Origin of the sequence: Paenibacillus azoreducens, assembly GCF_021654775.1 — a bacterium.
GTDB lineage: Bacteria > Bacillota > Bacilli > Paenibacillales > Paenibacillaceae > Paenibacillus_AQ > Paenibacillus_AQ azoreducens.
In genome coordinates this window covers 239002-252654 of sequence record NZ_AP025343.1, presented here as the reverse complement: position 1 = coordinate 252654, position 13653 = coordinate 239002, and the positions used below count along the sequence as shown (strand labels likewise).

Sequence of the window (13653 nt, the reverse complement as noted above, 5' to 3'; positions counted from 1 at the left end):
CCTTTCATTTTAATACGACCGACCGATCGGTCTCTATATATTGTATCCCATATATTTACTCGATTCAATACTTATTTATTTAACAAGGGGCCAGGAACAGCGAGCATCTCTTTTCATCTGGCGATAATCGGCAGAAGCATACCAAGGATATTTATAGCTCCATGTCGAATAGGAAATATAAATAGACACACAAGGATAGGAGCAGAACCATGATTCGCAAATTAACGCCGGGAGAGCTTGATGCCATCCTCGCATCGCTCGATCGGGAAAGGCATTTTCTGTATTTTTCGTACCTGACATCACGCAAGCAAAATACAGTGCATTACGGGCAGTTCACGGAACAAGGAGAGCTGCTTGGCGTTTTAGCCTTCCTGACAGGACTTCCGTTTCACGCTTTTTCCGTTTTTCCCGCACAAAAATCGTTTGATTTCCGGGCCGTGCTGGCTTTTATGAAAGAACAGCTGGATTTACCCGTTGAGGCCATTGGCAACTTTATCGTACATGAACAGGACATGGCCGATCTTCGCGATCAGATTGCATTTTCCACACCTCCGGAAAAATTGCTTCTCATGAAGCATATACATCATCAGATGCTGCCTTCGGCGGATCCGCGTGTGCTGCGCTTGGGGCCAGCTGACTTTGGGCAGATTGAATCCATGATGAAAAAACTCGGGACCATGGCCTTTACCAAGGAAGAACTGGATCATCCCTTCTTCGGCGTGGCGGGAAAGGAAGGTTTGATCGCTGTAGGAGGCTATCACATTTATAGCGAAGATTATGTGGAACTTGGGAATATTGGAACAGATGCGGCATTTAGAAGACAGGGTTTAGGAAAAATGGTTTGCGCAGAGCTGACCCGAGCAGGAGCAGCCGTTTCGCCTAATGTTTATCTGAATGTCTTTGAAGAAAATGAGGCCGCCATTCGGCTATATCAGTCCATTGGCTACGAAAATGTCGCCCATCAGTACATTATCCAATTCGTTATTCCTGCTTAAAGCAATACCCCACAAAGTGGAGCCCATGCTCGATGCTTATTCCAAATACTTTGCGGGGACCCCAAAAAACTCGCTTGCGAAAGGAAGTGATCCCTATGTCCGATATCATCAACGACGAATTCAGCTCCATGCTTATACTGGACCGGATGAACCCTGATCCGCAGCAAGATGCGCTGTATCCGTTCGCGCTCGACGAACTGCTGTGCAAAGAAACCGGCAAAGGCGGACCTCCTCTATGCCATATTTGGCGGCATCCCCGCTCCTTTATCATCGGGCTGCGCGACAGCCGTCTGCCGGGAGCGGCCAAAGCCTGTGCCTGGCTGGAATCGTTAGGGTACAAAACCGCTATCCGCAATTCCGGAGGCGCCGCCGTACCGCTTGACCTTGGCGTCGTAAACCTGTCGCTCATCCTGCCCAAGCAAGGGGCGGGCGACGAGCGTTTCCGCGGCGACTTTGAGCGGATGTACGACCTGATCCGCGCAGCGCTGGCCCACACAGGCGTTTCGGTCGACAAAGGGGAAATCGCCGGCGCATATTGCCCCGGGGATTTCGACCTGAGCATCGGCGGGCGGAAATTTTGCGGAATCGCGCAGCGACGGCAGGCGAATGCCTTCGTCGTGCAGGCCTTTGTCATCGCGGATGGCTCGGGGCAAGAGCGGGCCGGGCTCGTTCGGGAATTTTACGACCGGGCAGGCAAAGGGGCGGAGACCGGCGACTTCCCGCAGGTGGAAAGCAGCAGCACCGCCTCCCTTGCCGAGCTGGCTGGAGTCGGTCCCCATGCTGCCGCGAGCTTCGCCGAAGCGGTCAAAAACGTCATCCGCAGCCGGCAAACAGCCGAGGGAATTGCCGCTTCGGCTGCCAAACTAACGCTCCCGGGCACGCGGGAGGTTGAGGCGATGGCCGATCAGCTTAGGCAGCGTTATGCTCCCAAATAAGCAAAAATTCCGCTCGAAAGGAAAAATACCATCGTCAATTAATGTGCTTTAAAGTTATTCCTGCATTTTTGGCATAACCTAAACCGCAAACCACTTTTGATTACGCTTAACAAGCCGCAGCGCCGTATGCTGCGGCTTGTTTATTTATGCATTAAGCCTTTCTGCGGAGCCCCTCACCCTCACCCTCGGTCCGGAGACCGACTTCAAAATCATTCCAGCGACGTTTTTCTGAAAAAACATGTTTATATACACTTAAATCAACGCCACGAACGAATATCGGGAACGTGACCATGGATCCGGCATAAGCTCTTTAGAACGCATCGCAGTGAAGTTCGCTAAACTTCGCCTTTTCCAAAATCCAAAAGAAATGAGGTTTACCCAGCATGGAACTGTTTCGCAACACCATTTTCGTAAGAATGTTTTTGGCCACTTTCGCGTCCCAGCTTGGGACGATGGTCGGCACGATGGCCTTCGCTTTTTACCTGATTGACCGCTTCAGCAACCAACCTTCCTATGCAACGGTAGCGGAGATGATGTATTCCCTTCCGACACTCGCAGTATTCCTGTTTATCGGCGTGCTGGCAGATCGGTTGGACCGCAAACGTATCGCCGTGTATAGCGATTGGATCAGGGCCGGATTGTCAGTTTTGCTGCTTGTGGTTATACATGAAGACTGGATTGTCGCCGCTTTCGCCATCCTTTTTGTGCGGAGCGCCGTGTCGAAATTTTTTGCCCCTGCCGAATTAAGCCTGCTGCAAGGCATCATGAAGCCGGAGCAATATGTTCAGGCTTCCAGCTTGAATATGTCGATCATGGGTATTTTTATGCTGTTCGGTATGAGCATGGGGTCGGCCGCCTATTATTACCTTGGCATCGAAGGAGCTATTATCATCGATACGGCCAGCTTTATCATCTCAGGCATTCTGCTCGCGGTTTGCCGCTTCCCGGCCCATGTCCGCCAGCCGAACGGAAAAGCTAAGCTGCGGGATCTGCACATCAAAAACATCATCGCCGATTTCAGCTCGGGGTTAAAATATATCCTCCGCTCTAGGCTGCTGCTTGCGATCATACTCGGCAACTTCTTTTTCGGTATTGTAAATGGCGTGTTTTCGATTCTCCCGTTGTTCACCATGAAATATAAGCTCAGTCCCGAACACTATCAGGTCCATACCCCTCTGGTCATGGTATTTCTCGGCATCGGATATCTTGTCGGGAGTGCATTCAGTGCGCCGCTGGTCAAAAAGGTCGGAAAAGTAAGCGTATTGATTACAGGACTTTTCCTGGTCTCCGCTCTGACAATTGTGGCAGGCAGCTTTGACCATCTTCAACTGTACTACGCCGCCATGGTGCTGCTTGGCATCATTCTTGCACCGATTAATGTCGTTCTCGGCGGCTGGCTGCCTGAGCTGGTTGACCCGCAAAGCATGGGCCGGGTGAGCGGTTGGATCGAACCATTGGCCACGGCCGGTCAGGCGCTTGCACTCGGGTTTGTCGCCATAACTTTCCCTGCCCTGGTCACCGTGACTGTGCTTTACTGGATTCTGGCAGCGAGCACGCTGATCGTCAGCACCTATTATCTGATCGTGCTCCCTTCGCTAAACCGCAAACATCAAAACGCCGTCAAGACGGAGGCGGCCGGATAAAAATCACTTCATAAGACTTAAAATTCCTTGAGCCCTTATAAAAAGGGCTATTTTTATTGCGATAAATTGAATTTCAAATTTCAATTGGAAAAAATGTGCTATTATTGGTTATGAGATAGAATTCGGTCTTAAGGATCTCACAAAAATTATTGAAGATTCTTATGAGGACATTTTGCCAACCGACCCAGCAGAGTCAATAAAAGAGGTTGCCATTAAAAGCAACCTCTTAACCTTTAGCAGCTGTTATTAGATTTCATATGCTGCATAACAAAAACCAACTTGTTCTAGAGCAGTACCGCTACCCACCTTGAATCCAAAAATATCATAAACGTCAAAACTTTTACCCTGATAATCATCATATGCTACTATTTGATAGTTTTTTCCTTTTGTATTTACTGCATAACTTGTTGTTTTTGTCATTGTTTTACTAACGTCAAACCCAACTGCTGCGGAAACAATACTTTTTTCTATTCCAACAGTAGCACTAAAAGTATTAGAAACAGATGTTGATTGTATTAAACTTAAAACTCCATCAACATTACCTGTACCAGAAGTTCTGGCTCGTACGGTAGAACCACAAAGTTGACCTATACTTTTACTTTTTACATTTCTAATTGCATTTCCAACGAGAGCTGGGTTTGCATCAATATAATTATTTTCTTCATTATAGTTTGTTACTTCGACTACACGTGTTACTTCGACTAATTTAGCATCGGGTGTTGGCTTTTCCCAACCATGTTCTTTAATAAACTGTTCGGGATTATCAGGTACGAAAGTTTCCACCTTTGTTTGATGTTTGTTTGTATCATCATTTGCCGTAGCGTTAACAACTGATGATGTACTGAATGTAAACATCATTGCGACTAACATTGATAACGATAAGATCATTAATACAGGTTTTTTGCCACAAAAATTAAAAAGCATAGATTATCTAAACTGTACCCTATGTAAAGGACATTTAAAAAAAGTCTAGGCAGATTGAAGAAGATGATCTCTGTATTGAACAGGGGTCATCTTTTTTAAATTCCATTGATACCTGTAGTGGTTGTAATAGGTTATGTAGTCCTTAATCTCCTGTTTTAACTCGTGCAAAGTCAAACAAGGTTTAATGGAAGCCTGATCTTTAAAATGGCCAAAAAAGGATTCCTGAGGGGCGTTATCCCAGCAGTTTCCTCGCCTAGACATGGATTGTTTCAATTTCATTTTCTTAACCATTTTTTGAAAATCCGGATGTGTATAATGAGATCCCTGATCAGAATGAATGAAGGCACCATCGGCTCTCTTAAACCTTCGATTTTTCTTAAGTTTCAGGAGAGTATCTGTCGCAAGATCCATGGTGATCCGATCTGACACATGATATGCCAAGATTTCATTGGTTGAGCTGTCTTTGATTGTTGATAAGTAAGCTTTTTTACCTGATCCGTAAAATAAATAGGTGATATCAGTCAGCAATACCTTACCTGGGATGTTCTGCTTAAACTCCCGGTTCAGCAGATTAGGAACGACCCTGTGCTCCTGGGTAGCCTTCATCATCCGTTTATAGGGATTGGCCTTTCTGAAGGGACATACAATGTCGTATTTCTTCATAATCCTCCTAATCCGTTTCAAATTGTAGATTACCTTAAACTGCCCCTCCAATGTCATCTTGATGGAACGGGCCCCTTTCTTTCGTCTTTTGAAATGAAATGCTTTTAAGATTACTTCTCTTAGCTGCTCATCTCGCTGTTCCTTCTGGCTTCTCTTTTGCGTTGCTTCAGAAGACCAGTACCTGTAATATCCACTTCTGGAGACACCTGACACCTTACATAAATAATTGACCATACGGTGGAGCTGATATTTCTCGATGATCGTATGAATAAGGATATATTTCTGGCTAGGTGACAGCCTTATTTCTCGCTCTGCCCCCTTTCTGCAAAACGAATCTTTTTTAACAACTCGTTCTCCGCTTTTAACAAGTTGTTCTGAGCTTCCAACCTGGCATACTTCTCTTCCAGCGTCAGTTCCCGTTTAAGAGGTCTTCCTGATGCTTGGCTTCTTGTATCCTGCAAACCTAAGATTCCGTTCTCCTGGTAGCTCGCACGCCATCTATTCCCTGAGGATTTGACTCTTTGGACCCCGATGACGGTTACGTCAAAACCACATTCTTCAAATATTTCTCTTGGCAGCTTGCCTTGGTTGCTCTCTGAGATGAACAATTGCTTAAACGCATCCGTATACGTAATTGCCTTTGAAGATACGGACTTCACATAAGGATTGTTAGATAACAGCTTGATTTCTTTATCTGTGAATATTTTCTTGCTCATACCATTCCTCTTTCCCATCTTCTTGTTATAGACAAAAGTACCCTATCGAGAGACTTTTTTAAAGTGTCTACTCGATAGGGTACAGTTTAATCCTTCCCTTCTTTTTTTAATACTAGTATACTAGCATTAACAATTAATATATTTCATACCTATTACTGTAAATTAAATGGGAATAATAGCCAATAGTTTTAAATATTTAGGAGGTAACGACTAATGAAGAAATTATATGTTGGTTTGACCCTTTTGTTGTTTAGTGCCATTATCTATGGTTCTGATTTAATTTCTGCAGCTATTTACTCTCAAGTTTTAGTAAAAGAAGGTGTAGGGTGGAACTCAGATTATGGTATTTTTAAGACTGCTCTAATGGAAATAGGAACCATACCTATTACAATAGCAGTTATCTCAGGAATACTAGGAATAGTATTAATTATCTTATCACTAAAAAGAAAACCAACTTAATTGTAGAAGTTGGATGCTTTTTAAAAGAGATTTTAATCTTCTTATTTTAGAAAATGAAATTTAAACTATATTGCATGAAAACAAGGGATTGAACAGAAAAAGATTCTATGTTTTTACAAATCGTGGGTTTCATTTTCTATGGGTTATTTTTAATTCAAAGCGTTGATTTCAGAGGTTTTTTTGGTCAGCTAATTTTCAAATGATCGCTTAAGGTGATCCGCAGCCAGCAGCTGCGGTTTATGGTCTATACCCTGATTGCCTTCACCATCCTCTTCGGCATCTTCGGCACCATTATTTTCGGCCAAATCAAAGCTACGCTCTACGCGAAAACCGATTCGGATTTGAACGGGTACAAAAGGATGATCGAAACCGTCGCCAGAGGCGCTGCAAGCGGCGAGATTCCGGACCGGGATCTTTTTGGGGGCAAACGCGTTTTCTTTCCCGGCAAAGGCGGCAGGTTGATGTATAACCCCCGCGTCCTCCCGATTCAGTGGGAAAACGGAAAAATCATGAACCCCCAGCAAATCGGGTTAATCTATTACGATCATTATTTGAGCCATTTGGAGTTCGATCCATCCACGATCGGCGTGATCTCCAATATAAAAATCGGCGGCAAATACTTTTTCCGAACAATGACCATCCTACATCCAACTGATGGTCAATGTAGACTCCGAGCAAAATTTGATCAGTAATTTCAAGCGGATCATCATTTTATGCTCAACCATATTCATCATGTTATCCATTACCGCAAGTTATATTTTATCCCGCAAAATGATGAAGCCGATTATCCGATCCTGGGACAAACAGGTGGAGTTTGTGGAAAACGCTTCGCATGAGCTGCGGACGCCGCTCACAATTATCCAGAACAAGCTTGAGCTGGATACCGGCATTGGCATCAGCGAAGAAGCGCTGCCCCGCATATTCGACCGTTTCTACCGTGAAGACCGGGCGCGTTCGCGCGAAAGCGGCGGCTCGGGGCTCGGCCTGTCCATCGCGCAGTGGATCGCTGGGAGCCATCATGGCACGATCCAAGCGCTGCATAACCAGCCCAAGGGCATGATTTTCCGTGTTAAACTCCCAAAATGATTGCTAAAATAACCCCACAAAAAGTATCGAAAAGAAGTCCGACGCCCCTCAAAGAGGGGCGCTTTTGCGGAGCAAAAGTACTGAGTGACGTGTGCCCTTCGAAGCTTATTCCGATTACTTTGCGGGGACCCCGGAACTTTATGAGATCCCCGAAGTTTATACTATCTGCCCTGAAAATTATCAGCTCGTAGTATCGTTAGAAAAGCCGTTTTTGGCAATACGAAACTAACCCCAGTAACTTGCTTTTTTAAAAAATGGGTTTGAACCGCTTAAGCCGTTTGTTCTTGAATGCTGACTGTAAGTCCAAGGGACTCTAGTCTCTTAATCGAGTTGTTAATCAAGATGTCACGCTTTCGCTTATCAAAGTAATCAAAGCCAAGCTCCACATATTCTTGTTTTCGCGTTAACAAGATATGTACGATCGTTAGAATGGTATGTCCTACGGCGACTGCGGCTCTATTTTTTCCGCGTCGTGCAGCAATACGATGATACTGGGCTGCCAGGTACGAATTTTTTTACGTGTCACCGCCCGCGCCGCCTCAGTTAGGGCACTTCGCAGTTTTTTGTTTCCTTTTCGTGTTTTGGCTGACCTTTTCTTCCCCGCGCTTTCATCGTGACCTGGAGTCATCCCTGCCCAGGAACATAAATGGCCAGGGGTTGGAAACCGCGACATGTCCGTACCGATCTCTGCCAAGATTTGTTCGGCAGTTCGTTTACCGACACCGGGGATCGAATCCAATAACTTCAGGTCCTCAGCAAAAGGGGCCATACGTTTATCGATCTCTGTATCCAATTCGGTGATCAATTCGTTCAGATAATCGATATGGGCGAGCTGCTTCTCGATCATGAGCAGTTGATGAGGGCCAAGTCGCCCTTCCAGCGCCAGTTTCAACTGTTCTTTCTTCAGCTTTAGTTTCTTTTGGGCGAAATCGGCCAAGACAGAAACATCGGTTTCACCGTTAATTATGGCTTCCAACATGTTTCGTCCGGAAACCCCGAGTACGTTGGAAGCGACTGAGGATAGCTTGATGTTGCCGCCTTCGAGCACCTTTTGAAGCCGATTCGCTTCACGCGTTCGTTCTTCAATAATGCTTCGCCGGTAACGAATCACCTCTCGCAGTTCCCTTTGATCTCGGTCCGGAATATAGCTTCCTTGCACCAAACCATGCCGCAGCAGCTTGGCAATCCATTCAGCATCCTTGACATCCGTTTTACGTCCAGGGACAGATTTAATATGTTGCGCATTCACGACCATGGGCTTGAGTTCTTCCAATTCCAACAGGTTATATATCGGTTTCCAGTAGTCTCCGGTGCTTTCCATCGCGACATGGGTGCAACGGTGTTGTTTGACCCAGTCTACCAATTCAATCAGGTTTCGGGTCATTGTAGCAAATGTTCGAATCTCCTTTCCTTGAGGGGTGATAATGCAGGCGGTGATGCTCTTCTTGTGAACATCCAGACCGCAGCAACGTTCGATTAACACTTCCATACGTACTTCTCCTTACGACTGGGTGATTTTAAGGCTGGTGCAACTACCAAAAAGGGTTATTCCGCCCTGCGTGCTTCCCGAAGGAGCAACAATCTGCGATGCACCGGGTCGTTGTGGTCCGTCTTATATACGGGTTCGAGACACCAAGAAAGTACGACCTACCTTCGCCAGCCATAGTAACAGTATGGACAAAATTTTCATCCATCAGTGGTGCCGCGAAGCGGCATGGAAGTCTTATATCTTAAAAACGCTAAAAGCCGTTTTTCCCATCCCGAACAAGGATGAAAAGAAACGGCCTTTTGCTTGTATTTTAACCAGGTGACTAAATCCTGCATCAAAATTTAACTTCATCTTTCCCTTACCTTTCTGGAAACCAGCCGAACCAAATCCACGGTGAGCACAGGCAGCGAAACCCAAGCGGGATAAGCCAGGAAACGCGGTTCCCATTCCGGCATAAATTTGTCCTTATACCGGCGCAAACCTTTGAATCCGTACCAATGGCCGCCATACTGAAATACCAGTGAGGCAAGCTTTTCCTCGCGCAGAGCGCTTTTGCTTTTGCCGACGCTGGATAGCGGCGCATTGCCGAGATTAAAGATTCCATATCCCTGCTCTTTGCACCATTCCAGCAGTTTGATGAACAGATAATCCATCGTGCCGTTCGGCGTGCCGTTCCGATGCCTCATCAAGTCGATGGACATCGTGCGCCCCTCGTCATATCCGGGTGCAAGCGTAGCAAAAGCCAGAACGGCTCCAGCCGGATTCTTCAGCAGCGCAATGGGTGCCTGCTTCAAATAGTCCGGATCAAACCAGCCAAGCGAAAACCCTTTTTCCCTTCTGCCTCTGATCCAGTCATCCGACACGATGCGCAGTTCCTTCAGAAGCTCATCGCCAAACGGCGGGGATACCACTTCAAACAGATAACCTTCTCGCTCGAACCGGTTGCGCACGCTGCGCAAATCCGCCGCTTTTTTGCCGGAAAGGGTGAATTGATCCAGATGAACCAGGGCCTCTTCACCCAGTTTGAAGAATCGGTAGCCGTATTCATGATAGATGGGCAGAAACTCTGGCGTCGCCTGATAAAACACGACCGCCATCGCATATTGATCGGCATACTGTTGAAATTCCGCAATCGCGTCCGGCACAAGCTCTAACGCACCAAGCGGATCGCCCAGCACCACCAGCTTATCCCTAGCCCTGGCGTAAGGAATAAGCACCCGGCCTTCCTGAGCCCAGAAAAAGCTTTTATCCCCTGTAAACAGCATATGGGTCAGCAAATTTCCTTTATTGCTGTTTAGGAAAACCCGCAGCTTCCCAAGATCTTCCGGCCCTGCGGCCGCGGCCACTTTCCGGTTGGGACGGAGCAGGATCATCATGGTCAGCAGCAGCCACGCCCCGGCAAGGCCGATCAGCGCCGTGATTGCGTATCGTCTCCATCCAAACATTCCATGAATGTGATCTGCCGTCGGCAGATGTTTGAACCAGCCGTGATGAACATGGCTTCCGATCCAGAAATACAAGAAAGCGATAGCCGCCGATAACCCATACCAAGCCAGGTAGCTGCGAATTTCCAGCGCCGCCCCTTTCCGGTAAAAGCGTGAGCGCGACATCCACAGCGCAAGGCCGACGATCAAAAGAAAGATCGCTTCCTCAAAGTCAAACGCCTTCGCAAATGTAAAAATAGCGCCCGCAAGCAGCAAAATGCCTGTTATCACATAGGCCCGGTGAATCCGTAAGGAAATGCCGCGCGAAAGGACAATCAGCATAAACCCGATCATAACCGACAACAAATGGGAGATGCGCATGATCGGCATGGATAAGATCTCTTCCATCATCTTGATTCGGTACAGCAGTCCGGGTGTAGCAGCCGAAATCAGAAGTACCAAACCGCTGATCAGAACGAGTTTGCCAAGCGCCCATACGCCAAGATCGCTTAAGAAACGGAATTGTCCAGGCCAGCGCCACAACCGCTGCCAAACATTCAAAGGAACCTCGGAACCGCCATCCAGATTATCCACTGCGCGTTTGGCCGTATTGCCAAGCTCAAAAGCAGACAGGATCAGCCCGATCAGCCACGGGATAAGATAATAAAACAACCGGAATAGAACCAGCACAGCCATGGAACGGTCGGATGGAAAGCCCATCCGTTCCAAACCCAGCAGTATGGTCAAATCAAACGCTCCGATCCCGCCCGGGGCCATACTGAGAATTCCCGCTATTGCGGCGACGGTGTACATACCGATGATGCCGGTGAAGGATAAGTCATGCAGCACGCTGTGTGCAATCAGCCAGAACGTAATCCCGGCGCAGAGCCATTCCAGCAACGAGGCGCTGAGAGACACGCCCACGGTTGTCCATGGCGTTCTTCCTTCGCCGCGGTTGAACCATTTGGCAAACAACGATGATCTTTGCATCAGTACAAAAAACGGTAAATAAAGCGCCATTCCCCATACCGCGAATACCAGCCATCGATGCTCCTGCATGAGTTCGCCTACGGGCAACCATCCGGCAATGATGCCCCAGGAAAGAATCGACAGCCCCGTGGCGAAGACTGGCGACAAAAACACGACGGCAGAGGCCATCAACGAAGCCGAAATCCCGCTATTTCTATATAAAAGGGTTCTGAGACCGGCTCCGGTCAAACCGGCAAAACCAATAATATTATTAAACGTGTTGGCAATCCATGAGTACCGAAACATGCTCCAAAATCCAACCTTCAGCCGAAAATGACGGCGGATCAATAAATCGTAAAGGCACATGACCGCAACGGAAAAAAGTGAAAATGCGAATATTTCCACGATGGCTTCAACAGGCAGATGGCGCAGCTCCCTGAAAGTGCGGCCGATGGAAATTTGGCGCAGTTCGCGCTTTCCCTCCCAATAGACCAGCCCGATCACCGCTATCGGTATTAGAATCCGGACAGCTTTAATCCGGTATATGGAAGCCAGGATGCGAAATATTTTATATCGTTCCAGCTTCTCCTTCATGCCAAGCACCCTTTCACTTGCAAAGATTGGAATTCCAAAGTCCATTATTATCCTATCACAAAGCTTGGCCGATTAAAAAAAGCGGAAGCCGCCTCCGGTTAGAAAATGCATATTTACATTTCTATAAAAATAGATATAATAAAGCATATGGATATATTACAAACGATCAAGGCATTGTCAAATGAGACCCGGTTCAATATTTTGGAATGGCTGAAGCATCCCGAGGAGCATTTCAGTCCCCAGGAGCATATGCCCGCTTCTTGCGATTTTAAGGGCGGCATTTGCGTCGGTTCCATTTCAGAAAAAACAGGACTCGCCCAATCCGTTGTTTCCGGTTATCTGGTCAAATTGCAAAAGGCAGGTTTGCTGGAGTCCCGCCGCGCAGGCCAATGGACTTATTACAGACGTAATGAGGAGGGAATTAGACGTTTTATCGAACAACTCAAGGAAGAGCTTTAGGCTTATAAAGCATTACCATACGCACTTAAGCAAAAAGCTCTTTCTTTTAATTATATATATCTATTTTTATGGAAATACAGAAAAATAAAATCAATCTACGAATTGGAGGGTTCCATACATGAGCAGCCAGCAGCAAAATATCCGCTCTACCGCTTCTTTATTTCAACCATTTACTTCAGGCAAACTGAATCTGCCGACAAGAATCGTTATGGCGCCGATGACCCGCGGCTTCTCTCCCAATGGGGTGCCCGGTCCGGATGTGGCCGCTTATTACCGCCGCCGTGCCGAAAATGGTGTCGGCCTGATCATTACCGAGGGCACGCTGATCGACCATCCGGCCGCTACGGATAATCCGAACATTCCGAACTTCCATGGCGAAGCCGCATTAAACGGCTGGGCCGAAGTCGTGAAGCAGGTTCATGAAGCAGGCGGCAAAATCATGCCGCAAATCTGGCATATCGGCATGACGCGCCCGGTCGGGGCGCTGCCGAATCCCGAAGCGCTGCCAATCGGACCATCCGGGCTGGATCTGGACGGCAACAAAATTACGGAGCCTATGACAGAAGCGGAAATCGCGCAAGTCATTCAGGCCTATGCCGACGCTGCCGCGAATGCGAAGCGGCTGGGCTTTGACGGCGTGGAAATCCACGGCGCCCACGGTTATCTGATCGACCAGTTCCTGTGGGAACGTACCAATCGACGTACCGACCGTTACGGCGGCGATATGATGAAGCGCGCCCGCTTTGCCATTGAAGTCGTTGAAGCCGTCCGTGCTGCGGTAGGACCGGATTTCCCGGTTGCGCTCCGTCTCTCGCAATGGAAAACGACCAAATATGATGCTAAGCTGGCGGATACGCCGGAGGAACTGGAACAGCTGCTCACCGCGTTATCCGAAGCCGGTGTCGATATTTTCCATTGCTCGACGCGCCGCTTCTGGGAACCCGAATTTGAGGGATCGCAGCTTAATTTTGCCGGATGGGCCAAAAAACTGACCGGAAAGACCTCCATTACGGTTGGATCGGTAGGTCTTGATGACGTGTTTACCAACCTCTTCACTCAAGGCAAGGGCGCAGGCCAACACGACATTAATGAACTCCTCAAACGTTTGGAGCAGAATGAATTTGATCTCGTTGCGGTGGGACGCGCATTGCTGGCTGATCCAGCCTGGGCCGCCAAGGTCCGCGATGGACGTTTTGACGAGCTCCAGCCGTTTACGCCGGAAGCGCTAAAAACACTGGTTTAAGGTGAAGGCGCTCCCCCTCCTGCCAGATCACCGTTAAACCTTGACATAGAATCG

The 13653-nt window shown here is 47.6% G+C and carries 11 protein-coding genes and 1 pseudogene; 8 read left to right on the top strand and 4 right to left on the bottom strand.

The window, feature by feature from the left end:
• The first annotated feature begins 209 nt into the window (after positions 1-209).
• The 3 genes from L6442_RS01200 to L6442_RS01190 all read left to right on the top strand — a co-directional run bounded on the left by L6442_RS01200 (position 210) and on the right by L6442_RS01190 (position 3573).
• Positions 210-995 (top strand): GNAT family N-acetyltransferase, encoded by a 786-nt coding sequence (locus L6442_RS01200; RefSeq protein WP_212979118.1) that lies wholly within the window; start codon positions 210-212, stop codon positions 993-995.
• 95 nt (positions 996-1090) lie between these two features.
• Positions 1091-1930 carry a lipoate--protein ligase family protein gene (locus L6442_RS01195; protein WP_212979117.1) on the top strand — a complete coding sequence of 280 codons (840 nt, stop codon included), beginning with the start codon at positions 1091-1093 and terminating at the stop codon, positions 1928-1930.
• 383 nt (positions 1931-2313) lie between these two features.
• A complete protein-coding gene (locus L6442_RS01190) occupies positions 2314-3573 on the top strand; it encodes an MFS transporter (protein WP_212979116.1) in 1260 nt (419 codons plus the stop codon).
• Between the two features lie 246 nt (positions 3574-3819).
• Here L6442_RS01190 and L6442_RS01185 read toward each other — a convergent pair whose 3' ends face one another.
• Together L6442_RS01185 and L6442_RS01180 are read right to left on the bottom strand one after the other, a co-directional pair.
• Positions 3820-4443: a hypothetical protein gene (locus L6442_RS01185; protein WP_212979115.1), complete on the bottom strand. Its 624-nt coding sequence runs from the start codon at positions 4441-4443 to the stop codon at positions 3820-3822.
• 99 nt (positions 4444-4542) lie between these two features.
• A protein-coding gene (locus L6442_RS01180; protein WP_373871871.1) for an IS3 family transposase occupies positions 4543-5876 on the bottom strand; the annotation gives its coding sequence in 2 pieces (ribosomal slippage) (positions 4543-5489 and positions 5489-5876; 1335 coding nt in all).
• Positions 5877-6089: 213 nt separating this feature from the next.
• Here L6442_RS01180 and L6442_RS01175 point away from each other — a divergent pair.
• The 3 genes from L6442_RS01175 (at position 6090) to L6442_RS32780 (ending at position 7421) form a co-directional block, all read left to right on the top strand.
• On the top strand, positions 6090-6335 hold the full coding sequence (locus L6442_RS01175; RefSeq protein WP_212981624.1) for a phosphatase: 246 nt from the start codon (positions 6090-6092) through the stop codon (positions 6333-6335).
• Positions 6336-6547: 212 nt separating this feature from the next.
• Positions 6548-7027 (top strand): hypothetical protein, encoded by a 480-nt coding sequence (locus L6442_RS01170; protein ID WP_212981625.1) that lies wholly within the window; start codon positions 6548-6550, stop codon positions 7025-7027.
• A complete protein-coding gene (locus tag L6442_RS32780) occupies positions 7017-7421 on the top strand; it encodes an ATP-binding protein (RefSeq protein ID WP_272880314.1) in 405 nt (134 codons plus the stop codon). The genes L6442_RS01170 and L6442_RS32780 overlap by 11 nt, the downstream gene beginning before the upstream one ends.
• A 269-nt stretch (positions 7422-7690) precedes the next feature.
• On the opposite strand, the pseudogene L6442_RS01160 reads toward L6442_RS32780, so the two are convergent.
• Together L6442_RS01160 and mprF are read right to left on the bottom strand one after the other, a co-directional pair.
• A pseudogene (locus tag L6442_RS01160) lies at positions 7691-8910 on the bottom strand (IS110 family RNA-guided transposase).
• 347 nt (positions 8911-9257) lie between these two features.
• Positions 9258-11897: a bifunctional lysylphosphatidylglycerol flippase/synthetase MprF gene (gene mprF, locus L6442_RS01155; protein WP_212981494.1), complete on the bottom strand. Its 2640-nt coding sequence runs from the start codon at positions 11895-11897 to the stop codon at positions 9258-9260.
• A gap of 147 nt (positions 11898-12044) precedes the next feature.
• Between mprF and L6442_RS01150 the strand changes: the two genes are divergently transcribed.
• Both L6442_RS01150 and L6442_RS01145 read left to right on the top strand, forming a co-directional pair.
• Complete coding sequence (locus tag L6442_RS01150) at positions 12045-12356, top strand: ArsR/SmtB family transcription factor (RefSeq protein WP_212981493.1); 312 nt, start codon at positions 12045-12047, stop codon at positions 12354-12356.
• 118 nt (positions 12357-12474) lie between these two features.
• Positions 12475-13599: an NADH:flavin oxidoreductase gene (locus L6442_RS01145; protein ID WP_212981492.1), complete on the top strand. Its 1125-nt coding sequence runs from the start codon at positions 12475-12477 to the stop codon at positions 13597-13599.
• Positions 13600-13653: the final 54 nt, after the last annotated feature.

What these genes read in the sequence shown, in the direction of transcription:
- L6442_RS01150 (WP_212981493.1), top strand. Translation starts at nt 12,045, where the DNA reads ATGGATATATTACAAACGATCAAGGCATTGTCAAATGAGACCCGGTTC.
- L6442_RS01175 (WP_212981624.1), top strand. Translation starts at nt 6,090, where the DNA reads ATGAAGAAATTATATGTTGGTTTGACCCTTTTGTTGTTTAGTGCCATT.
- L6442_RS01200 (WP_212979118.1), top strand. Translation starts at nt 210, where the DNA reads ATGATTCGCAAATTAACGCCGGGAGAGCTTGATGCCATCCTCGCATCG.
- L6442_RS01185 (WP_212979115.1), bottom strand. Translation starts at nt 4,443, where the DNA reads ATGTTAGTCGCAATGATGTTTACATTCAGTACATCATCAGTTGTTAAC.
- mprF (WP_212981494.1), bottom strand. Translation starts at nt 11,897, where the DNA reads ATGAAGGAGAAGCTGGAACGATATAAAATATTTCGCATCCTGGCTTCC.
- L6442_RS01190 (WP_212979116.1), top strand. Translation starts at nt 2,314, where the DNA reads ATGGAACTGTTTCGCAACACCATTTTCGTAAGAATGTTTTTGGCCACT.
- L6442_RS01195 (WP_212979117.1), top strand. Translation starts at nt 1,091, where the DNA reads ATGTCCGATATCATCAACGACGAATTCAGCTCCATGCTTATACTGGAC.
- L6442_RS01145 (WP_212981492.1), top strand. Translation starts at nt 12,475, where the DNA reads ATGAGCAGCCAGCAGCAAAATATCCGCTCTACCGCTTCTTTATTTCAA.